This is a genomic window from Lutimonas halocynthiae, assembly GCF_030409835.1.
In the GTDB taxonomy this organism is placed as follows: domain Bacteria; phylum Bacteroidota; class Bacteroidia; order Flavobacteriales; family Flavobacteriaceae; genus Lutimonas; species Lutimonas halocynthiae.
The window spans coordinates 254404-275559 of record NZ_JAUFQO010000002.1 but is presented as its reverse complement, the minus strand read 5'-3'; the positions used below and the strand labels follow the sequence as shown (position 1 = coordinate 275559).

Annotated in this window: 24 protein-coding genes; 12 read left to right on the top strand and 12 right to left on the bottom strand. The window is 35.4% G+C overall.

Features of this window, described 5'->3' with window-relative positions; translation table 11 throughout:
- Nucleotides 1–40: 40 nt before the first annotated feature.
- Nucleotides 41–1579 carry a ribonuclease E/G gene (locus QWY87_RS04200; RefSeq protein ID WP_290288602.1) on the bottom strand — a complete coding sequence of 513 codons (1539 nt, stop codon included), beginning with the start codon at nt 1577–1579 and terminating at the stop codon, nt 41–43.
- A gap of 293 nt (nt 1580–1872) precedes the next feature.
- Complete coding sequence (locus QWY87_RS04195) at nt 1873–2163, bottom strand: HU family DNA-binding protein (RefSeq protein ID WP_290288601.1); 291 nt, start codon at nt 2161–2163, stop codon at nt 1873–1875.
- A gap of 121 nt (nt 2164–2284) precedes the next feature.
- On the opposite strand from QWY87_RS04195, the gene mutY reads away from it, so the two are divergent.
- From mutY to QWY87_RS04170, 5 genes are read left to right on the top strand one after another with little or no spacing between them, the layout of a single operon-like run.
- Nucleotides 2285–3343, top strand: a complete 1059-nt coding sequence (gene mutY, locus QWY87_RS04190; RefSeq protein ID WP_290288600.1) for an A/G-specific adenine glycosylase — start codon at nt 2285–2287, stop codon at nt 3341–3343.
- Between the two features lie 44 nt (nt 3344–3387).
- The gene (locus QWY87_RS04185) at nt 3388–3822 is read left to right on the top strand and encodes a single-stranded DNA-binding protein (protein WP_290288599.1); all 435 of its coding nucleotides are present in this window, start codon (nt 3388–3390) and stop codon (nt 3820–3822) included.
- A gap of 33 nt (nt 3823–3855) precedes the next feature.
- Nucleotides 3856–5157, top strand: coding sequence for a gliding motility-associated protein GldE (gene gldE, locus QWY87_RS04180; RefSeq protein ID WP_290288598.1), 1302 nt, complete (start codon nt 3856–3858; stop codon nt 5155–5157).
- Between the two features lie 2 nt (nt 5158–5159).
- The gene (gene gldD, locus QWY87_RS04175; RefSeq protein ID WP_494337525.1) at nt 5160–5729 is read left to right on the top strand and encodes a gliding motility lipoprotein GldD; all 570 of its coding nucleotides are present in this window, start codon (nt 5160–5162) and stop codon (nt 5727–5729) included.
- A gap of 17 nt (nt 5730–5746) precedes the next feature.
- Nucleotides 5747–6829: a COX15/CtaA family protein gene (locus QWY87_RS04170; RefSeq protein ID WP_290288593.1), complete on the top strand. Its 1083-nt coding sequence runs from the start codon at nt 5747–5749 to the stop codon at nt 6827–6829.
- Between the two features lie 29 nt (nt 6830–6858).
- Here the strand turns inward: QWY87_RS04170 and QWY87_RS04165 are convergent, their stop codons facing one another.
- The 4 genes from QWY87_RS04165 to QWY87_RS04150 form a co-directional block, all read right to left on the bottom strand.
- Nucleotides 6859–7167, bottom strand: coding sequence for a hypothetical protein (locus QWY87_RS04165; protein ID WP_290288590.1), 309 nt, complete (start codon nt 7165–7167; stop codon nt 6859–6861).
- Nucleotides 7168–7313: 146 nt separating this feature from the next.
- The gene (locus QWY87_RS04160) at nt 7314–7997 is read right to left on the bottom strand and encodes an energy transducer TonB (RefSeq protein ID WP_290288587.1); all 684 of its coding nucleotides are present in this window, start codon (nt 7995–7997) and stop codon (nt 7314–7316) included.
- A 139-nt stretch (nt 7998–8136) separates the two neighbouring features.
- Nucleotides 8137–8883: a YSC84-related protein gene (locus QWY87_RS04155; protein WP_290288585.1), complete on the bottom strand. Its 747-nt coding sequence runs from the start codon at nt 8881–8883 to the stop codon at nt 8137–8139.
- 80 nt (nt 8884–8963) lie between these two features.
- Nucleotides 8964–9356 (bottom strand): heavy-metal-associated domain-containing protein, encoded by a 393-nt coding sequence (locus tag QWY87_RS04150; RefSeq protein WP_290288583.1) that lies wholly within the window; start codon nt 9354–9356, stop codon nt 8964–8966.
- Nucleotides 9357–9438: 82 nt separating this feature from the next.
- Between QWY87_RS04150 and QWY87_RS04145 the strand changes: the two genes are divergently transcribed.
- The 6 genes from QWY87_RS04145 to QWY87_RS04120 all read left to right on the top strand — a co-directional run bounded on the left by QWY87_RS04145 (nt 9439) and on the right by QWY87_RS04120 (nt 14159).
- Nucleotides 9439–10308, top strand: a complete 870-nt coding sequence (locus QWY87_RS04145; RefSeq protein WP_290288579.1) for a DMT family transporter — start codon at nt 9439–9441, stop codon at nt 10306–10308.
- 138 nt (nt 10309–10446) lie between these two features.
- Nucleotides 10447–10953 carry a 50S ribosomal protein L21 gene (gene rplU / locus QWY87_RS04140; protein WP_290288575.1) on the top strand — a complete coding sequence of 169 codons (507 nt, stop codon included), beginning with the start codon at nt 10447–10449 and terminating at the stop codon, nt 10951–10953.
- A 24-nt stretch (nt 10954–10977) separates the two neighbouring features.
- Nucleotides 10978–11238 (top strand): 50S ribosomal protein L27, encoded by a 261-nt coding sequence (gene rpmA / locus QWY87_RS04135; protein WP_290288571.1) that lies wholly within the window; start codon nt 10978–10980, stop codon nt 11236–11238.
- Between the two features lie 135 nt (nt 11239–11373).
- The gene (locus QWY87_RS04130; protein ID WP_290288569.1) at nt 11374–12828 is read left to right on the top strand and encodes a lipopolysaccharide biosynthesis protein; all 1455 of its coding nucleotides are present in this window, start codon (nt 11374–11376) and stop codon (nt 12826–12828) included.
- Nucleotides 12816–13256, top strand: coding sequence for a dUTP diphosphatase (gene dut, locus QWY87_RS04125; protein ID WP_290288566.1), 441 nt, complete (start codon nt 12816–12818; stop codon nt 13254–13256). Before QWY87_RS04130 ends, dut begins: the two co-directional genes overlap by 13 nt.
- Nucleotides 13257–13289: 33 nt before the next feature.
- A complete protein-coding gene (locus QWY87_RS04120) occupies nt 13290–14159 on the top strand; it encodes a tetratricopeptide repeat protein (protein ID WP_290288564.1) in 870 nt (289 codons plus the stop codon).
- Here the strand turns inward: QWY87_RS04120 and QWY87_RS04115 are convergent.
- The 6 genes from QWY87_RS04115 to QWY87_RS04090 all read right to left on the bottom strand — a co-directional run bounded on the left by QWY87_RS04115 (nt 14156) and on the right by QWY87_RS04090 (nt 18387).
- The gene (locus tag QWY87_RS04115) at nt 14156–14833 is read right to left on the bottom strand and encodes a LysE family translocator (protein WP_290288562.1); all 678 of its coding nucleotides are present in this window, start codon (nt 14831–14833) and stop codon (nt 14156–14158) included. The two genes, QWY87_RS04120 and QWY87_RS04115, sit on opposite strands and share 4 nt — an antisense overlap.
- Before the next feature lie 29 nt (nt 14834–14862).
- Nucleotides 14863–15915 carry a 2Fe-2S iron-sulfur cluster-binding protein gene (locus QWY87_RS04110; RefSeq protein WP_290288560.1) on the bottom strand — a complete coding sequence of 351 codons (1053 nt, stop codon included), beginning with the start codon at nt 15913–15915 and terminating at the stop codon, nt 14863–14865.
- Nucleotides 15916–15979: 64 nt separating this feature from the next.
- Nucleotides 15980–16417 (bottom strand): TPM domain-containing protein, encoded by a 438-nt coding sequence (locus QWY87_RS04105; RefSeq protein ID WP_290288558.1) that lies wholly within the window; start codon nt 16415–16417, stop codon nt 15980–15982.
- A 65-nt stretch (nt 16418–16482) separates the two neighbouring features.
- Complete coding sequence (locus QWY87_RS04100; RefSeq protein WP_290288556.1) at nt 16483–17073, bottom strand: LemA family protein; 591 nt, start codon at nt 17071–17073, stop codon at nt 16483–16485.
- Nucleotides 17074–17086: 13 nt separating this feature from the next.
- Nucleotides 17087–17416, bottom strand: a complete 330-nt coding sequence (locus QWY87_RS04095; RefSeq protein WP_290288553.1) for a MerR family transcriptional regulator — start codon at nt 17414–17416, stop codon at nt 17087–17089.
- Nucleotides 17416–18387 (bottom strand): M23 family metallopeptidase, encoded by a 972-nt coding sequence (locus QWY87_RS04090; protein WP_290288550.1) that lies wholly within the window; start codon nt 18385–18387, stop codon nt 17416–17418. Before QWY87_RS04090 ends, QWY87_RS04095 begins: the two co-directional genes overlap by 1 nt.
- 120 nt (nt 18388–18507) lie before the next feature.
- Here QWY87_RS04090 and alaS point away from each other — a divergent pair, with 120 nt between their 5' ends.
- Nucleotides 18508–21123 (top strand): alanine--tRNA ligase, encoded by a 2616-nt coding sequence (alaS, locus tag QWY87_RS04085; RefSeq protein ID WP_290288548.1) that lies wholly within the window; start codon nt 18508–18510, stop codon nt 21121–21123.
- The last annotated feature ends 33 nt before the right edge of the window (nt 21124–21156 follow it).

Here is a 21156-nt window from a genome sequence, read left to right as displayed (position 1 = left end):
AAAAAAAAGCCCCGCTTTTGCGGGGCTTTATGATATATACTTACCTTATTATCTTGTCGTTCTGATCGACAAATTGATATTTCAAGTATGGAAATGCATCTCGTGGAACAATCTTGATCCACTTTCTATATTTTAAGAACCATTTCATTTGAACTGAATTAAAACCTTTTGAAAGATGGGAAGCCACGAATGAATGCGTATGTAACGCTATTCCTGATCGATCTTCTTCCATTATCTTAGTCAACTGAGTTTCTATTCTTTCTATCAAAAGAATTGGTGCCTCTACTTCTCCATTCTTATTAGGGTTATCTTCCTTAGTTTTGATGTTCCTTTCAGGTCTCACTCTTTGGCGAGTAATCTGAATAAGTCCAAATTTACTAGGTGGTAACACTTTATGCTTGGTACGCGAACTACTCATCTCTTTTCTGAGATGATCGTAAAGTTTCTTTCTGTGATCTGCAAGGTGCATATCTATGAAATCAACTACAATTATCCCTCCCATATCTCGCAACTGGAGTTGTCTTGCAATCTCCGATGCTGCAATCATATTAACTTCTAGAGCAGTATCTGCCTGAGAATTCGCTTTATTTGACCTATTACCTGAATTTACATCAATAACATGCAAAGCTTCGGTGTGTTCTATCACCAAATAAGCTCCTTTACGCATCGAAACGGTTTTACCAAAAGCTGATTTAATCTGCTTTTCAATTCCGTAATAATCAAAGATTGGCACTCTTGATTTATAGTGCTTAGCAATTGATTTTTTCTCTGGTGCAATTCTTTCTAAATAGTCAATAATTTCTTGGTGCAAGGATACATCGTTCGTAATAATACTAGTAAACGATTCATCAAATACATCTCTAAGGATTGATGAAGCCCTGTTTAATTCAGATAATACTTTTTGAGGAGCTTGTGCATTGGGTATTTGTTTGCACATATTGACCCATCGCTGAACCGAATACTGCAAATCAGCATCTAGTTCTGCAACTTTTATTCCTTGTGCCACAGTTCTTAGTATAACGCCAAATCCTTTTGGTTTAATACTCTGTGCCAGCCTTTTTAAGCGCTCCTTTTCTTTATTATTTGTAATTTTCTGGGATACTGATACACGATCAGAGAATGGTACTAAAACCAAATATCGCCCTGCAATAGATAATTCAGAGCTTATTCGTGGGCCTTTGGTAGAAATTGGTTCTTTAACAACCTGCACTAGCATATTCTGACCCGATTTTATTGCATCATCAATTTTTCCATGTTTATCGATATCTTTCTCGATTTGGAAATTCTTTAAAGTGTAATCCTTTCTTTTTCCTGTACTTACTTGCTGTGTGAATTTTTTTAAAGATGCTAATTGTGGTCCTAAATCATGATAATGTAAGAAGGCATCTTTTTCACTTCCTACATTTACAAATGATGCATTTAGTCCCGATAAAGTTTTTTTAACTTTTGATAAAAATATATCTCCAACTGAGAAATTATTATCCAAAGTTTCATTGTGTAACTCAACAAGTTTTCCGTCTTTTAATAAGGCAAAATCTATATCAGAGGAATTCGATCTAATTATTAATTCTGTTTTCACTCTGTTATATATTTACATCCATCTATAGCGATCATTATAATCTTAATACAGATAGATTGATTAATAAATGTGTTTGGTTATTCTTGATAACCTCGTATTTGCCTGAGCAAATTTTATGTCAATGAACTTACTAAACTGAAAAGTTAAAACAAATAGGTGATTGCTCACCTATTTGTTATTTTTTCTTCTTATGTCTATTTTGTCTGCTTCTTTTCTTACGCTTGTGCGTCGAAATTTTGCTGCGTTTTCTTTTTTTACCACTTGGCATAATAAACTGAATTATATGATTTTTATTATTTTACTGCAACACTTTTTTTAACGCTTTCTACAAAAACTTTTGCAGGTTTGAAAGCTGGAATGTTATGTGCAGGTATTTTTATTGTTGTATTCTTAGAAATATTTCTTCCTGTTTTTTCAGCTCTTTCTTTCACGATAAAACTTCCAAATCCTCTTAAATAAACATTATTCCCCTGGTTCAGTGAATCTTTAACCTCTACCATAAAATCCTCAACTACTCTTAAAACATCTGCTTTTTCAATACCAGAATTTTCTGAAATGTTAGCTACGATCTCTGCTTTTGTCATTTTAAACTATTTATACGTTATTTATTTCCTCATTTGAGTCGGCAAATATAATACAATAAATCAATTTCGGAAAGCTAAATGATTAAAATTTAATTAGATAAAAAAATTGTACTATTGCAAAATGAGGGAAAAATCAAACTTTTCTAACACATTAATAATGTGGTATTTAAATAATCAACGTGATTTACCTTGGAGAAAATCTAGGAATCCATTTTACATCTGGTTATCCGAAATCATTTTGCAACAGACGCGTGTTGCACAAGGCACCTCATACTATGAAAAATTCATTGACGAATTCAACGATATTTTTGCTCTTGCGGAGGCCGATGAAACACATATTTTAAAATTATGGCAAGGGCTCGGTTATTATTCTCGAGCGAGAAATCTTCACAGTACAGCCAAGATAATTTCCAATGATTATAATGGTCAGTTTCCTGAGACTTATGATGAACTTATAAAATTGAAAGGAATTGGAGACTATACTGCCTCAGCAATTGCCTCCATCGCATTTAATAAACCACATGCCGTAGTCGACGGAAACGTTTACAGGGTCTTGTCAAGAATATTTGGAATTAAGACTGCCATAAATGAAAGGCAGGGCATCACAGAATTTAAATCATTGGCAGAGAAATTACTTGATCATCATGATCCTGGGACCCACAATCAGGCTTTAATGGAATTTGGTGCGCTGGTCTGTTTGCCAAAAAATCCAAAATGTGAGACTTGTATTTTTAATGGGTCATGCTATGCTTTGCAACATAAGATGATAGATCAACTTCCTTTGAAAATTAAAAAACTAAAGATCCGGAAACGCTATTTTAATTATTTAGTAGTAGATCATGAAGGTGATTCAACAGTTATTAGAAAGAGAGAGCATAAAGACATTTGGCAAAATTTGTTTGAGTTTCCGGTTCATGAAACTAAAGATGATATTTTTGATGAGCTGGCGTTTGAAAAATTTATTTTTGATGAGCTATCAATCAGCGGCCCATTCACCCTTAAAAAGTACAATCAAAAACCAATAATTCATAAATTGACACACCAGACCTTATATGCTTCATTCTGGATCGTCGAGCCTGAAGAAAAATTAAATAATCTTACCGCCTGGCATGATTTGAAAGAGCATGCCTTACCTGTCTTGCTTCAGAATTTTGTTGATAAATATCATAGCCCCAATTAATGGATTCTAGCAATTTGACTATCTTTGATTACTAATAAATAATTATGGCAAATTCATTAAATAAGGTAATGTTGATTGGGCATTTAGGCGACGAGGTAAAAATGCATTATTTTGAAGGAGGAAATTGTATAGGCAGGTTTCCGGTTGCTACGAATGAGTCATTTAGCAATAGGCAAACTGGCGAAAAAGTTACTACTACAGAATGGCATAATGTTGTGGTCAGAAATAAATTGGCTGAACTTTGTGAAAAATATTTAAGTAAAGGCGATCGTGTTTTTGTTGAAGGAAAAATCAAGACAAGGCAATGGGAACAAGAAGGTGTGAAAAGATACACTACTGAGATCCACGCTTTAGAAATGACATTTCTTACCACAAAAAAAGATTTGAATAATCCAGGCCCCGCTGGTCAAGAACCAAATGAGACTAAATCGACTGGGGCACAACCAATCGGAGGAACAGCAGATGATCTGCCGTTTTAGTTTTAAAATTAGCATGAATTAAAACATTATTAATTGGACCCTGAACCCTCAAGTATTTTTATGGCAATTGAATTAGGATGGCAAACTACAATTGGTATTGTCTCGCTAGTTATCCTTCTTTGTATTTCCGGATTGATTTCTGGAACTGAAGTTGCTTTTTTTTCGTTGACAAAGGCTGATCTTGAAGATGAGTCAAATTTAAATCTGAAGCAAGTCAACCAATTATTAGAAGGACCCAAGAAATTATTGGCTACAATTCTAATCGCCAACAACTTTGTCAACATACTATTTATATTGCTTTTCACTTATGTTGGTGACTATCTGTTTAGCAACCTTTCTTCAACTTTATTGAAGTTTTTGATAGAGATCGTTCTGGTAACTTTTTTAATTCTGTTATTCGGAGAAGTTTTACCTAAAATTTACGCAAGCAGAAATGCATATGGCTTTGCTTCATTTATGGCAAAGCCCATGATTTTCTTAAATTCGATGCTTTCTTTTTTGAGCAAACCATTGTTGAGTCTTACAAAAATTGTCGAAAGAAAATTAAGTAAAAAACAAACTGATTTTTCTGTAGAGGTCTTGTCTCAAGCTTTGGAATTGACATCAAAAGGCGCTACAACAAAAGAGGAGAAAAAGATTTTACAAGGAATTGTGAATTTTGGAAACACTGATACGTCTCAGATCATGTGTCCAAGAATGGATATTTTTGCTATCGCATCGGATGAGGAATTCATTGAAGTTACTGAAAAAATTATTCAAAAGGGACATTCCAGGATTCCTGTTTACAAAGAGAATATTGATAATATAATAGGTATACTATACACGAAAGATTTAATCCCACACATAAATAAAAAAACTTTTCAATGGAAAAAGATTATTAGAGAAGCTTTTTTTGTGCCCGAGAACAAAAAACTAGATGATTTGTTAAAGGAGTTTCAAGATATGAAAAACCATATGGCCATTGTTGTAGATGAATACGGTGGTACTTCTGGCCTGATTACCCTTGAAGACATTGTTGAAGAGATCGTTGGAGATATTTCCGATGAATTCGATCAAAACGATCTTTCTTATTCTAAACTCGATGATCTGAATTATGTTTTTGAAGGAAAAATCACTTTAAAGGATTTTTATAAGGTTTTACAAATAGAGGAATCTATATTTGAAGAACATAAATTCGAAGCGGAAACTTTGGCTGGATTTATTTTAGAAATAACCGGGAAATTCCCTAAAAAAAATGACAAGGTCTCATTCAAGAATTACAATTTTATTATCGAGGCTATTGACAAAAAAAGAATCAAACAGGTTAAAGTAAACCTGCCAATGAAGAAAAAATAATGATGAGAATACGTTTGTTTAAAATAACTTGTTTCGCTTTGATATGGTCTATGACCATGAACTCATGTAAAGAAGAAGTACTCCCGAAACCAAAGGCCCAGCTCAGACTTGAGTATCCCAGCCCCACTTATACACCAATCAATACCGATTGTCCTTATGCATTTGATGCTTCTGACGAAACGAAAGTCAAGTTGAATGACAAATGCTGGGTGAATATTGATTACGCTAAGTTGAAAGCCTCTATTAATATGACATACCGCCCCGTTGATAATAACTTAAAAGAATTATTTCTTGAAGCGGAGAAACTGACATTCAATCACACGATTAAAGCAGATGGAATCAGTTCAATTCCATATGCTAATAAAGAGCATAAAGTTTATGGTTCAATTTTTGAGGTCTCAGGTAATGCGGCTTCACCTATTCAGTTCCATGTGACTGATAGCAGTAGTCATTTTATAACCGGAGCTGTATATTTCAATGTACAACCTAATTATGATTCAATTAAACCCGCTATAAATTACCTGCAGAAAGACATTATCAGAATGATTGAATCTTTGCAATGGAAAAATTAACTTATAATAATCGTTAGTTGAAGAAACAATACCTCTATACAAAAACAATAAGATTCTGGTTATTAACCGGGCTCATCATGCTTATTGGCCAAGTGATTCTAGGCGGAATTACCAGGCTCACCGGTTCTGGATTATCCATAACAAGTTGGGATATCATTACGGGTGTTATTCCACCAATGAACAAACAGCAATGGGCAGAAGTCTTTGAGCTTTATAAACAAACCCCACAATTTCATAAGATCAATTCTGATTTTACACTCAAACAATTCAAATTCATTTACTTCTGGGAATTCTTTCATCGTCTATGGGTTCGAACTCTTGGAGTGATCTTTTTAATTCCTTTTATCATATTTGTTATTCGAAAGCAAATTGATTTCTTTTTAATTAAGAGGCTGGCTCTAGTAGTCTTCTTAACAGCCTTGACAGCTTCTGCCGGATGGATTATGGTGATGAGCGGTCTTGTAGAAAGACCATGGGTTAATGCTTACAAGTTAACTTTGCATTTCATGCTGGCTATTCTCACAATTGGCGCGATGGTAAAATGTATTGCCGATGTTTATTTGATGGAAAACAAACCAAAAAAAGGGCACACCAAATTTGTTTTGATTCTATTGGTTTTAACAACGATCCAATTAATTATTGCAGGCTTAATGGCAGGTATGAGAGCAGGCTTATATTATTCAAGCTGGCCTTCGATGAATGGCGCCTTTATTCCTGCAGTATTATTAGACAGCTCTAATTGGACCCTGCACAACCTAACAAACTATGATCGATTTGCCTTCGCTCCTGCCCTGGTTCAATTTATTCATAGAATGCTGGCCTATATTATTTTAATTTTGACCGTCTATTTTTATCATAAAAAACGAAATCATGTTCATACAGGTGCCATTAAATGGCTAACAGTTTCATACTTACTAGTTGTATTTCAGGTATTTTTAGGAATCATGACACTGCTAAAAATCAAAACGGGTATTCCATTAGTTTACGGAACCTTGCATCAACTTGTAGGTGTTTTATATCTTATCAGCCTACTGTTTCTTTACTATTCATTGCGTAATAAAATTTCAATTTGGAGCAAAAAAAAGCTACCTCAAGGGTAGCTTTTTAATAATTTATGAAGTATTGGATGTTAGGCCTTGCAGCTTTTGTCACAAGATTTACCATCTTTAGCACATTTTCCTTCACATTTTTTTACAGCACCGTCAGCCATAACTTTAGCCGAATCTACAGCTTTTTCTGCATCAGCAGCAACTGAATCTACAGCCTGCTCAACAGCATCAGCACCTTCTTCTACAGCCTCAGCTGTTGCTTCACCTGCAGCTTCTACAGCCTCTACAGCATCAGTTGCGTCAGTAGCTACTTCTTTTTTCGCTTGGTCACATGAAAATGTAAGAGCACTTACAACTGCTATTACAAAAATTCCTTTGATCAATTTCATAGTTGTTAATTTTAAGTTAAATATTTAAGGGTGCAATATAACGGAACAAATATGAAGAAATTCTGAAGTAGTGCTGTATCAATAAAAATAAACAAAAAAAACCTGAAGATTATCCAGGTTTTTTTATGCATTAAAAATGTTCTATTTTATTGAGTTGCCTCTACACGAAAATCAACATTGAACTTTAAGCTAACACCTACTGGTTGCCCGGCTTCAGTTGCCGGCACCACTTTAGGTGTACTGTTCACAACTCTTATCATTTCATTTTGTAAGGCTTCATGTGGAGCGGTAACTCTTAAAGAAAAAACTCTCCCAGCTTTATTTACGTGCATTACTACTCCTATTTGGTAATCACCTCTTTTAATTCCAGCTTCACTAGCTACATTATCATGTTTGAATTCGCTTCTCAAGTAAGCAATAAAACTTTCCTTATTACAAGCTCTGATTTCTTCAACAGTTCCAGTACATCCTGGGTAAATAACAGGTGTATCAGCAAGTTCTTCGGCAATGACTCCTTCAGGCACAACAACTGGCTCAAGTTCTTTAGCTTCTGCCTCAACTGCTTCTACAGCTTCCATATTACCTTCCCCATCTGATGAAGCGGCAGCGGCTCCAGCGGCTCCAGTAGCGGCAGCTCCTGCGGCAGCATCATGAGATGATTCTTCTTCAGTACTTGCAGCTGCATCTTCTGTAGCTTCCATACCACTATCAGTTGCATCTTCTGTCATTTCAACTGCATCATCTTGAACTTCTTCTTTTTTTGATTCTTTACAAGAAACGGCAATCGTACTTACCAAGGTAAATACTAACAATAATTTTACTATTTTCATTTTGTATTAAGATTTAGTTAACTTCTTAGGCAAAATAAATACTTTATCTTTTAAAAAGCTAATATTCAATGCAAAAAATACATTTGACCATAAAAAAAGAGCACCTAAGTGCTCTTTTAATTTATATGTTTCCAAGATTCTAGTTAATTCCTGGCTTGTACTTGAAGCTTTGTCCTCCAACAGAAGCCTCAGCCATTAATCCACCAATCGTTTTTGTGAAAATTGCAACACCATCTTGATAATCAATATCAACAGAAGCACCATCTTTTAATGCAACTGCAGAAGCCTGTCCTGAAAATTTAACTTTTCCAGCAGTGAATCTGTCTAATGCTGGTTGGTCTTCAAAGAAAATAACCTCCATGTATTGTTGACCTCCTGCTTGCAATCCAAAAGTAGCTTGGGCTAACTTAGATTCTCCAATGACAGTCTTGTCATCAAAAACCAAACCTTTTCCACCTGCTCCTCCTATACCAAGACCAGCTTTAGTAATTTCTGGAAAAACCGCAAATCCGTAAGCAGAATGAAAATGTGCTTCTAATTCAGGGTTTCCATCTACAAAATGCTTGATAGCTTCCTTAACTTCTCCTTGTAGTTTTGTGTCTTTAGGAAAAACAACCGTGATTTTCTTTTCAGCAGGTGCTGACTCTGTTACTTCTTCAACAGCTTCATCAACAGCTTCACCTGCCGTTTCAGCCGCTTCAGTAGCCTCTTCACTTGTTGCTTCTGCGCCTTCCTCAACAGCATCAGCAGCTTCTTCAACTGCCTCACCTGTATCTTCTGCAGCTTCTTCAACTGCATCTACTGCTGCTTCCTTTTTATCTGATTTGCATGAAAATGCGATAGCGCTCACCAGCATCACAGTAAAAAGTAATTTCATTAATTTCATAATTTTATAGTTTTAGGGTTAAGTATATTTTGCAAAGTAAGAACATTTAGCTCTGAAATGCAAAGTTAAAAATGTTTATGCTATTGTGTTTCAAGTTTCTCATCAGAGAGCTCTACTTCTTCAATGGAAGCCACAGAATATATGTCACCACCTGCCGTTCGCTCTATGATTTGTTTAATCTCATCTTCACTTATTCTGTTTTGATCAAAACTTATAACACCTGAGCTGTCTGCAAAAGATATATTTGCATAGCTTATACCATCAGCTTTATACAATTTTGACTGAATTAATCTTGCGCAACCAATTTCACAGGTCATTCCCTTAATTGCTACCTGAACCTGATGCAGGTCTTCTGCCACCACCTCCTGCTCAGAGGATTCTATTTTACTTGGTTTTTCAGATTTTTTCGAATCACAGGATATAAAAAACAACATGAATATCGCAAGTGAAATAAATTTAATATGTACTTTCACAAGTGTAACTTTATAAGTTTAAGGCAAAAATAAGCATAATTTTTCATCAACGATTAGCCTATCAGAAATAAGGTTCAAGATTATGAATAACAAACAAGCGAGATGGTTACTTCTCATTATATTATCACTTGTATGGGGCAGTTCTTTCATATTATTAAAAAAAGCGCTGATTCATCTTGATCCAATTCAAGTTGGTGCACTGAGAATTATATTCACAGGACTGTCACTGTTTTTAGTCGGATTTAAAAACATTACTAAAGTCACTAAAAAGCAATGGTATTATATAACTATAACAGCCTTGCTGGGGACTTTCTTCCCTGCCTTCCTTTTTTCTTTCGCAGTGCAAAGTATCGATAGTTCAATCGTATCGATTCTTAATTCACTTACACCGCTCAATACCTTGCTTGTTGGTACATTTTTTTTCGGTTTTAGTTTTCTGAGAAAACAATACATTGGAGTGATCATTGGATTGATTGGTGCATTATTTCTCATTCTCAAAGGAGCAGAACTCAATCCTGGCCAGAATTACATGTATGCATTATTCGTAGTTATTGCTTCTATTGGGTATGCTTTTAATGTCAATATTCTTAAAAAACATCTGGATGATCTAAATGCCCTCACTATTGTAACGGGTAATTTTATTATCATCTTTATCCCGGCATTAATCATCTTGTGGTGGACAGATTTTTTCGAAATTTCATATATAAAAGGAGCTGAATCATCGCTATGGTATTTAGTGCTTCTTTCAGTATTTGGAACAGCCATGGCAAAAACCTTATTCACTAAATTAATTCAAATCTCTTCGCCCATTTTTTCAAGCTCAGTCACATATATCATCCCAATAGTGGCCATTATTTGGGGCGTTATAGATGGAGAACGACTTCACTTAGGCCAGATTCTAGCTGGTTTTCTAATACTTTTTGGAGTTTATTTGACCAATAAAGGAAAATAATTCTTCGATTGAGCTATCACACGGATTCTTAAGCAAATAATGCTTTTAAAAAGTTTTTCCCATTTAATAAAAAGATGTATATTTGCACCCGCCTAAAGAGAAAGGCAATAATTATATTAAAAGCAAAAACATAAATCCATGTATGCAATTGTAGAGATAGCAGGGCAGCAATTTAAAGTTGCTAAAGACCAAAAGGTTTTTGTTCATCGCTTAGAAGAGAAGGAAGGATCAAAAGTTTCTTTTGACAAAGTTCTTTTACTAGACGACGGCAAAGTTACCATCGGCGCCCCGGTTATAGAAAATGCAGTAGTAACTGCAAAGGTCTTAAGTCACCTTAAAGGTGATAAAGTAATCGTTTTCAAAAAGAAACGTAGAAAAGGTTTTAAAAAGAAAAATGGCCATCGCCAGTATCTTTCTGAAATCCAGATAGAAGGTATTTCAACTAAAGCTCCAGCTAAAAAAGCCGCTGCCAAAACTGAAGAACCAAAAGCTGAGAAAAAAGTAGTAGCTAAAAAAGCAGCTCCTGCTAAAAAAACAGCAACAACAGAAGCAAAGGCACCTGCTAAGGCAGCTCCAAAAAAGGCGGCTCCAAAAGCTGCAGCTAAAAAACCAGCTGCAAAAAAGGAAGATAGCCCTAAAAAATAATTAACCTAGAAAAAATATTAGATCATGGCTCATAAAAAAGGTGTAGGTAGTTCTAAGAACGGTAGAGAATCAGAATCGAAACGATTAGGTGTTAAAATCTTTGGTGGTCAAGGCGCAATCGCTGGAAACATTTTAGTTCGTCAGAGAGGTACAAAACATCATCCAGGAGAAAATGTATATATGGGAAAAGACCATACTTTACATGCTCAAGTGAATGGAATTGTAAAATTTACTAAGAAAAAAGATAATAGATCATATGTTTCAATTGATCCTATAGAAGCTTAATTCATAGTTAATTCATAAAAAAAAGCCCTTGCATCTGCAAGGGCTTTTTTTTATGTCAAAAGATTTTTCACATAAATAGTCGTTTGTATACCATAAATTTTATTTTTGTTTGGAGATTATTTATTCATTAGCAAATTGAGCACATTAAAACGGTTTTTTCGAGATACTATCATTTACGGGATCGCTGCCGTTTTACCCAGGGCAATTACAATCATACTTGTAAAGTTACACACTAACACACTTGTTGCTGAAGGCTATGCTGAAACCACCATTTATTTTGTCTATGCAGCATATCTAAATGCTTTGCTAACTTATGGAATGGAAACTGCCTTCTTCAGGTTCTTTACCAAGGAAAAAGAAAAAGGAAAAGTGATTTCAACTGCTTTTCTGAGTTTACTGGTCACTACATTATTATTTATGTTAGCTGCCTTTATCTTTAGTGGAAGTTTGAGTGCTCATTTAGGTTTTTCAAACCCCTTACCACTGCAGATATTGATTCTAGTAACTACTTTTGACACCTTAGTGGTTATTCCATTTGCGTATCTAAGGGTAAGCAACAGACCAATAAAATTCACTTTTTACAAAGTGCTTAATGTGGTTATTTTTGCTGTCTTTAATTTATATTTTCTTTTATACGTGCCCAATGCACTGACTTATGGTAATTATGTTCCTGACTTTATTGCCAGTAGCTTCAATAGTCACCCCTTAGTCTTGTACATTTTTATAGCGAATTTTATTGCCAGCCTGGTAACGTTTTTACTGTTATTCCCAATCGTTTTCAAGTTCAAAATATCCTTTGATAAAAAGCTATTATATAAAATGTTGACTTACGGTATTCCTATAATGGTAAGTAGTCTGGCTTATGTTACAAATGAGAATCTAGACAAACTACTACTCTCTAAATACCTTGGCAAAGAACAAATGGGAATTTATGCAGCCTGCTATAAATTGGGTGTTTTTATGTCATTGTATATCATGGCATTTAAAATGGGAGCTGAACCATTTTTTTTCAATCATGCAAAACAGGCTAATGCCAAATTAACCTATGCAAGAATATTAAATTGGTTTATCATTTTTGGTGCCTTATTCATGATTATAATTGTTGGCTTTATAGATCAGTTTGCTATTTTACTTTTAGGCAAACCAGAGTATTTTCAGGCGCTTGAAATTGTACCTGTAATTCTTTTGGCAAACTTATTTCTCGGCATCTACTATAACCTTTCAGTATGGTTCAAACTTACAGATAGAACCCGCTACGGCATGTATTTTTCAATTCTAGGTGCACTAATCACTATTGGCCTGAATATTATTTACATCCCTATTATCGGTTATATGGCTTCAGCCTGGGCCACATTGATCACTTATCTGTTTATAGCCTCACTGAGTTATTTCTACGGCAAAAAATATTATAGTATCCCCTACTCTTTAAAAAAGATATTTTTAACCTTGTCAATTACAATTGCAGGAAGTTATTTATCATTTATTCATTTCAGAGGAAATTATCTTGTATCAATAACGATCATTATTGTATTCATATTAACCGTCTTCTGGTCACAAAAATCTGAAATAAAACAAATATGGAAAACGTAGTCATTAAAATCATTAATCAATCAAGCCATCCAACTCCCTCTTATGAAACCAGTTCCTCAGCGGGGATGGACCTCAGGGCAAATACTTCAGAGGCTTTAGTCTTAGCGCCTTTAGAAAGAGCTATTATCAAAACTGGATTATTTATTGCATTACCTCCAGGGTATGAAGCACAAATTAGACCAAGAAGTGGATTGGCTGCCAAATTTGGAATTAGTGTTTTGAATGCTCCCGGCACTATTGATGCTGATTACAGAGGAGAAATTGGCGTTATTCTCATCAATTTATCTAAGGATAATTTCACAATTAACAACGGAGATAGAATAGCCCAAATGATAATTGCTAGCTATGCACATACTAAATGGGAGGAAGTGAACGTTTTAGATGAAACCAAACGCGGAAAAGGCGGATTTGGAAGTACCGGAATTTAATCTATTTAGAACGCATATTAAAACAATCTTCTTTTGAAAATACTTAAATACATAATTATATTATCTGTTAGCCTTGGGTATGCTCAAGACAATAATGATGAAAAATTACTAGCAGCCACTAACAATGCCTGTGAGTGTATTTCGCAGATAGAATCTACGTCTGATGACAAGAACCAAAATATTCAGAATTGTATTAATAAATCCTTAGAGGCGGTAAAAATTGACAAGACTGGCTCAGAAAATGGCTCAGTTGAAATGAATTATAAAATGTTGGAAAACTATTTGGTACAACATTGTAAACCACTCAAGGAACTTGCTTTTACAGAGAATAAAAAGTTTAAACACGCTTCATCCGATAACGTCTTGGCTCAGTTGGCCTATGATGACGGTATGGATTATATCAATGAAGGAGACATTGAAAACGCTATCTCAAAATTCACAAAAGCGGTAGAAATAGATCCAAACTTTGCATTTGCCTGGGACAATTTAGGAATTAGCTACCGAAAGAATACAGAATATGATAAGGCCATTGCATCTTATCAACAATCTCTTGAGATATATCCTGAAGGAAGGCTACCACTACTTAATATAGCGATTACCTATAACCTCAATAAACAATATAGCGAGGCTGTAACTTATTATACTAAATTCATAGAAATTTACAATGAAGATCCTGAAGGTTACTATGGCCTGGGACTTATCCTATATACCCAAGAACAAGAGGAAGCAGGTCTTGACAATTTAATTCGGGCCTACACAATCTATACAGCTCAGAATTCGCCTTATAGAGCAGATGCTGCTAAAAAGATTGGATATATGTACAAGGATTTGAAAAATCAAGACAAATTAGAAGTGTTCCACAAAGTAGCTGACAAATACAATCTAAAAGTTCAGAACAACTAGGACCTTACCTTATCAATTACATTATCTATTCTATCCATAGTCTTTTCGGGGATATAACGTTTTGTTGCTAAAATAATCCCAAATACTATAAAGAAAATACCCAATGCGTGACGAATCTTTCTCAATACCACGGGTGTTAATTTTGCTTTAAGTTGTTTGGCAGCGATAATTTTAACCACATCGGTCATTAAAAAAGTGAAAATCGCAATGGTGAAATAATTGAAGACTCTGCTAGAATTCATTTGAAAATTCGAACTCACCGCAATCACAATGGCGAGCCAAAATGCCAAAACGCCAAAGTTAATGGTATTTAAAAAAAAGCCTTTAAAGAACAGTCCAATATAATTATTGGATTCAACGACCACTAATTCTTCGTCTGTAACGATCTTTTTAGTTTTTTGATAGAATATCGTGTACAGCCCATAACTTACCAGGACCATACCACCTATCATAAAAATCCTTGGATCATCCTCTATTTTCTTTAATATCGTAACACTACCAAAATAAGAAATAGTAATAAACATGACATCTGCCAGTACAACGCCAATATCAAAAGTAATAGCTGCTCGAAATCCCTTGGTTATGCTGGTCTCTATCAAAGTAAAAAAAACCGGCCCAACCATAAAAGCCAACCCGAAGCCTAATAATACCGCATTAACATATTCGTTAATCATATGGTAATAATTAAAACTGTAACTAAATATTAAACGTCGTCGTAATCAATTTTGATGCTTGAAGATGTTGGATGTGCCTGACAAGTCAGAATCAAACCTTCTTCAATTTCATCTTCATCTAAGATAGTATTTCTTTCCATAAAAGCGGAACCTTCAACAACTCTTGCCAAACAACTACTGCAAACACCTCCCTGACACGAGTATGGTGCATCAAGACCCTTTGCCAGTGCAGCATCGAGAATCATCTCGTCCATTCTCATTTCAAAACTGGTCTCTTCACCGTCTACAATCACGCTTATTTCAGCATTCCCATCTAAAGATTTAGTCACTTCTTTCTTGTAAGAAGTACTGCTGAATAATTCAAAATTGATGGCATCTTGCTTTACTCCATTATTGAGTAATACTTCTTTTGTTCCGTCAATTAACTCTTCTGGTCCGCAAAGAAAATAACTGCTGAAATTCCAATTTGAAAAATCATGCTTCAATAAGTCTTTGACCATAGTTGAATCGATCCTTCCAAATAAAGCCTTATCGCTTATAATCTGACTGAATACATATTGAATTTTTAGTCTTCCTCCAGAGGATTCCACCAACTCATCCAACTCTTTTTTAAATATGGTCTTTTCACCTGACTTGCTACCATAGATCAAAGCAAATCGACTCTTCTCCTCATTGTGAAGCACAGACTTAATCATAGAAATTACAGGTGTAATACCACTTCCTGCAGCAACAGCCAAATAATCATTTTGATTCTCACTGCTCGTCTCTAGAACAAAGCGCCCTTCCGGGCCAGCCACATCAATATGATCTCCTTGCTTTAAATCATTGTTTGCAAAATGTGAAAACCTTCCTTTTTCAACCTCTTTAATGGCTACTCTTAGTTCATTACTTTCGGGGGATGAACAGATTGAATAAGCCCTTCTTAGAAGGCTGTCTTGAAGATCTTTCTGTATTGTAATATATTGACCGGGTAAAAATGTGAATTCATTTTTCAACTCATCAGGAATATCGAATGCCACTGATACGGCATCTACGGTTTCCCTTCTTACCTCCTTCACTTGGAGTTTATGAAATATAGACATTGAAGCGTATTAAATTTAATGCAAAAATACAAAAATGTTTCAGGATTACAGAAGTAATTAGCGCTTAATGGCGCTTGGATATTTCATCAGAAAGTTCATTCTCATCCTTATCTCCATAAGGGAAGTATTCTTTCAGTTTTTCTCCTGCATGAAGAATTCCCAGAACCAGTCCTTGGGTGGGGTTTCCTTTTTTAAACTCGTTGATTACCTCATCTTTAATGCTCTCCCAAAAATCATCCGGAACCACCTTGTCTATTCCTTCGTCTCCGATGATGGCAAACTTATGATCGTCAACAGCTACATAAAATAAGACCCCGTTTTTAAACTGGGTTTTATCCATCCCCAGATGATAAAATAACTCCTGAGCTCTTTTGATAGGGTCCAGATCAAGGCTTTTTTCAAAATGCACTCTGATTTCTCCTGAGGTATTAGATTCAGCCTCTCTAATAGATTGAACTACCTCTTTTTCTTGTTCTTCACTTAAAAATGCTTCTACTTCCATAAGTCCAATTTGGATAAAAAAGAAGCCAAAGCAATGCTTTGGCTCCATTTATTATTATTTCAGTACTAATTAAAATCTACTGTCGGAGCCTGTTCGCTTCCTGCTGCTGCCTGGAACAAGGCCATGGCATCAAAATTTAGAAATCCTGCCACCACACTTGCCGGGAATTTTTTGATAAAAATATTATAATCTTTAGCCTGTTCGTTAAAGCGATTTCTTTCAACATTAATCCTGTTCTCAGTTCCTTCAAGTTGACTCTGTAATTCCAAAAAGTTCTGATTGGCCTTTAGATCAGGGTATTTTTCAACAACCACCATTAACTTGCTAAGCGCTCCTGACAAAGAACCTTGTGACTGTTGAAATGCAGCCATTTGTTCTGGTGTAATATTAGAAGGATCAATGGTCGTTTTTGTCGCATTTGCTCTGGCCTGAATTACAGCTTCTAAGGTTTCTTTCTCAAAATCAGCATATCCTTTCACTGTATTTACAAGATTCGGAATGAGGTCTGATCTCCTTTGATAGGCACTTTCTACATTAGCCCATTGTGTTTTGGCAGTTTCTTGTTTTTCTACCATAGTGTTGTTCAAGCCAACACCCCATCTGAATATTCCAATAATGATGACAACAATTACTATTAAGGGAAGCCATTTTTTCATGATAATTAATTATTTAAAGTTGGTTTTTAATTTCAATAAGTTCGTTTTTGATGTCTTCGAGCCTCATGATGATTTTGTGCTTTGAAAAGACTCCTTCCGGGTTCTCTTTTAGCTTCTTTTTTGCTCCTTCAAGGGTAAATCCCTTCTCTTTGACCAAAAAATAAATCATTTTCAGATTTTCTAAATCTTCAGGTGTGAATAACCTGTTGCCTTTTTTATTCTTTTTAGGCTTAAGAACTTCAAATTCATTTTCCCAAAATCTGATCAATGATGTATTGACGTCAAACGCCTTTGCTACTTCACCTATTTTATAATATCGTTTGTCTGCTAAGTTTATTTGCATTAGTCAAGTGATTGTCCTTCTTGCGAAGCCATTTTTAACATTTCCTGAAACTCTTCTGGTGAAAGATCGCCGTAATAAAAATTAATAGGATTAACCTGTTGTTTATTATATCGAACTTCATAGTGTAAATGAGGTGCTTGTGACCGTCCTGTACTTCCTACATATCCAATAAGATCACCTCTTTTCACCTTTTGTCCTCTCTTTACATTGTATTTAGAAAGGTGTGCATAGAGCGTTACATATCCAAAGCCATGATCAATTCTTACATGTTTTCCAAAGCCTGATGAACCAGCATCAGCTCGAGTAACTTTCCCGTTTCCTGTTGCATAAACCGGTGTTCCTTTTGGGGAAGTAAAGTCCATCCCTTTATGCCTTTTTCTTGCTTTGGTAAACGGGTCTAGTCTCCAACCAAAGCCCGAAGCCATTCTTGTAAGGTCTTGTTTACTTACAGGTTGTATTGCCGGTATTGAAGCTAATAATTCTTCCTTATCCTTAGCGAGATCAATGATCTCGTCAAGTGACTTGGATTGTACATAAAGTTGTTTTGAAAGGATATCCAGATCTCGGGTGGCTTCAATGATCATTTGAGAATTATCAAATCCCTCAATTGATTTATAACGATTCACTCCCCCAAAACCAGCTTTTCTTTGCTCCTCCGGAATTGGATTGGCTTCAAAATAAGTCCTATAAATATTGTTATCTCTTTTTTGGATTCCGTCAAGCACATCTTCAGCCTGAGTCATTTTCTTTTCCAGCAATTCATAGTGAAGTTTCATATTCTCCAACTCACGCTTCATCACTTTTTGCCTTGGAGATTCTACAAATTGGTACATTAAAAATACGAGAAGACCTCCCATCACGACAGAAGCCATGACAAAAACAAACATTCTCCTGAATTTATCCCTCTTTCTAAGCTCTATTTTCCTATAGGATAAGGTATCAGAATCGTAATAATATTTTACCTTCGCCATAATGTATAATTATACTATTTTTGCAACTAAACTAAGCCTAGATCAGCTGCATAAAAAACAAATTTACAATTTTTTTTTATCTCTGAGTTAACCCAAAGATAGGGCTTTTAATAATATTTTATGACTTCACAAGAAATCAGAAAACAATTTTTGGACTTCTTTGCTTCTAAAAAGCATGAAATAGTTCAATCGGCTCCATTAGTGAATAAAAACGACCCGAGTCTGATGTTTGTCAACGCTGGAATGAATCCATTCAAGGAATATTTTCTAGGACAAAAAGAACCTACACAACCAAGGATCGCAGATACCCAAAAATGTTTGAGAGTATCTGGGAAACACAACGACCTTGAAGAAGTTGGAATGGACACCTATCACCATACCATGTTTGAAATGCTTGGGAATTGGAGTTTTGGTGATTATTTTAAAAAGGAAGCTATCGCCTGGGCCTGGGAATTATTGACTGAAGTCTATAAAATCGATAAAGACAGCATTTATATAACTGTTTTCGAAGGAGACAAAGACGACCATCTTGAGTTTGATCAGGAAGCTTATGATTTTTGGCTGGAGCATATTTCAGCGGACAGAATCTTAAAAGGAAATAAAAAAGACAATTTCTGGGAAATGGGAGCGCAAGGCCCTTGCGGACCAAGCAGTGAAATTCATATTGATATTAGGTCAGCTGAAGAAAAACAAAAAATACCAGGAAAGGATCTGATAAACATGGATCATCCTTTGGTGATTGAAATATGGAATCTTGTTTTTATAGAATTTAATCGTAAGGCAAACGGAATACTTGAAGCACTTCCTGAAAAGCATATTGATACAGGGATGGGCTTTGAGAGACTTTGTATGGTCATTCAGAAAGTTCAATCAAATTATGATACGGATGTTTTTATGCCAATCATAAGAGAAATTGAAACGATCACTGATAATGTTTATGGTAAAAATGAAAAAACGGATGTGGCTATTCGTGTCATTGCTGACCATGTTCGAGCTGTAGCTTTCGCTATTGCAGACGGGCAGCTTCCTTCAAATACCGGAGCAGGATATGTGATTCGAAGAATTTTGAGAAGAGCTATTCGATACGGTTTTACTTTTCTAAACAAAAAGGAACCTTTTATTTATCAATTAGCTGAAGTACTTGAAAAGCAGATGGGACATAATTTCCCTGAAATTAAGGCTCAAAAGCACCTCATCCACAATGTGATTAAAGAAGAAGAGCATTCGTTTTTAAGGACCTTAGACCAAGGTTTGATTCTTCTTGACACGATCATTGCCAATGCTAAAGACAAAAATATTTCGGGTAAAAAAGCCTTTGAATTATATGACACTTATGGATTTCCAAAAGACCTTACTTCGCTTATTCTTCGTGAAAAAGGAATGACGTTTAACGAAGTGGAATTCGAAGAAGAAATGGCCAAACAAAAATCCCGTTCAAGAGCAGCCGCTGCTGTTGATACGGATGACTGGAATATTCTTTTAGAAGATAAAGGCCAGGAATTTATTGGCTATGACCATATGGAGGCCGACGTAAAGATTACGCGATACAGAAAAGTCACTTCAAAAAAAGATGGAGATATGTATCAGCTGGTCTTTAATATGACGCCATTTTATCCTGAAGGAGGTGGCCAGGTTGGTGACAAAGGCTACCTTGAATTGAGCAATGGTAATGTGATCTATATTCTTGACACCAAGAAAGAGAACAATCTAATCCTTCATTTTGCTAAAAGCCTGCCAGATGATCCGACTGAAACGTTCAAGGCAGTAGTTGATCAGGAGTTTCGATCTAGAACCATGTCTAACCATACGGCGACTCACTTATTACATCAGGCTCTCAGAACTGTGCTTGGCGATCATGTGGAACAAAAAGGGTCTTCAGTAAACCATAAGAACCTGAGATTCGATTTTTCTCATTTCTCAAAATTGACTCCTGAAGAATTAAAGAGTATTGAACAATTTGTCAATGCGAGGATTCAGGAAAATATCGCTCTGGACGAAAACAGGCAAGTTCCTTTAGATGAAGCTAAAAAATCAGGAGCCATTATGCTTTTTGGTGAAAAATACGGCGACACCGTAAGAACTATTAAGTTTGGCCAGTCAACTGAACTTTGCGGTGGAACCCATGTTCAAAACACTGGGGATATCTGGCACTTTAAAATCATGACTGAAAGCGCTATAGCATCGGGAATCAGAAGAATTGAGGCCATTACCAAAGACACGGTCAGGGATTATTATTTTGATCAGGATGAAGTTTTTGGGAAAGTTAAATCTGCCCTAAAAAACACGACAGATATATTAAAGTCAGTAGTTACTCTACAGGAAGAAAACATAAAGCTTAAAAAAGAAATTGAGCAACTAAACAAGTTAAAAGCTGCTTCTTTTAAAGACGATTTAATAAAAAATAAAAAGGAAATAAACGGTGTAAACTTTATTGGGGCACTTCTTGATACTGATGCTGGTTCAATGAAAAGTATTGCCTTTGAAATTGCAGATGAACTTGATGACTTATTTTTTATAGGTGGCTCTAATCTTAATGGCAAAGCATTGCTAACCATTTATATTTCAAAAAACCTAGTTGAAGCGAAAGGCTTGAATGCCGGGACTATCATACGTGAACTGGGTAAGCATATCCAAGGAGGTGGTGGTGGTCAGGCATTTTTTGCTACTGCCGGAGGTAAAAACCCAGGAGGTTTAAAACCAGCTATTGAAGCTGCTGAAAAACTTTTAGAAAATTAACATGTCTTTAGTTAGAGCCATAACACTTTTATT

Coding starts and splice junctions, on each gene's coding strand:
- QWY87_RS04195 (WP_290288601.1), bottom strand. CDS start 2,163: ATGACAAAAGCAGAGATCGTAGCTAACATTTCAGAAAATTCTGGTATT.
- mutY (WP_290288600.1), top strand. CDS start 2,285: ATGAGGGAAAAATCAAACTTTTCTAACACATTAATAATGTGGTATTTA.
- QWY87_RS04185 (WP_290288599.1), top strand. CDS start 3,388: ATGGCAAATTCATTAAATAAGGTAATGTTGATTGGGCATTTAGGCGAC.
- gldD (WP_494337525.1), top strand. CDS start 5,160: ATGAGAATACGTTTGTTTAAAATAACTTGTTTCGCTTTGATATGGTCT.
- QWY87_RS04165 (WP_290288590.1), bottom strand. CDS start 7,167: ATGAAATTGATCAAAGGAATTTTTGTAATAGCAGTTGTAAGTGCTCTT.
- QWY87_RS04160 (WP_290288587.1), bottom strand. CDS start 7,997: ATGAAAATAGTAAAATTATTGTTAGTATTTACCTTGGTAAGTACGATT.
- QWY87_RS04155 (WP_290288585.1), bottom strand. CDS start 8,883: ATGAAATTAATGAAATTACTTTTTACTGTGATGCTGGTGAGCGCTATC.
- QWY87_RS04145 (WP_290288579.1), top strand. CDS start 9,439: ATGAATAACAAACAAGCGAGATGGTTACTTCTCATTATATTATCACTT.
- rplU (WP_290288575.1), top strand. CDS start 10,447: ATGTATGCAATTGTAGAGATAGCAGGGCAGCAATTTAAAGTTGCTAAA.
- rpmA (WP_290288571.1), top strand. CDS start 10,978: ATGGCTCATAAAAAAGGTGTAGGTAGTTCTAAGAACGGTAGAGAATCA.
- dut (WP_290288566.1), top strand. CDS start 12,816: ATGGAAAACGTAGTCATTAAAATCATTAATCAATCAAGCCATCCAACT.
- QWY87_RS04115 (WP_290288562.1), bottom strand. CDS start 14,833: ATGATTAACGAATATGTTAATGCGGTATTATTAGGCTTCGGGTTGGCT.
- QWY87_RS04110 (WP_290288560.1), bottom strand. CDS start 15,915: ATGTCTATATTTCATAAACTCCAAGTGAAGGAGGTAAGAAGGGAAACC.
- QWY87_RS04105 (WP_290288558.1), bottom strand. CDS start 16,417: ATGGAAGTAGAAGCATTTTTAAGTGAAGAACAAGAAAAAGAGGTAGTT.
- QWY87_RS04100 (WP_290288556.1), bottom strand. CDS start 17,073: ATGAAAAAATGGCTTCCCTTAATAGTAATTGTTGTCATCATTATTGGA.
- QWY87_RS04095 (WP_290288553.1), bottom strand. CDS start 17,416: ATGCAAATAAACTTAGCAGACAAACGATATTATAAAATAGGTGAAGTA.
- QWY87_RS04090 (WP_290288550.1), bottom strand. CDS start 18,387: ATGGCGAAGGTAAAATATTATTACGATTCTGATACCTTATCCTATAGG.
- alaS (WP_290288548.1), top strand. CDS start 18,508: ATGACTTCACAAGAAATCAGAAAACAATTTTTGGACTTCTTTGCTTCT.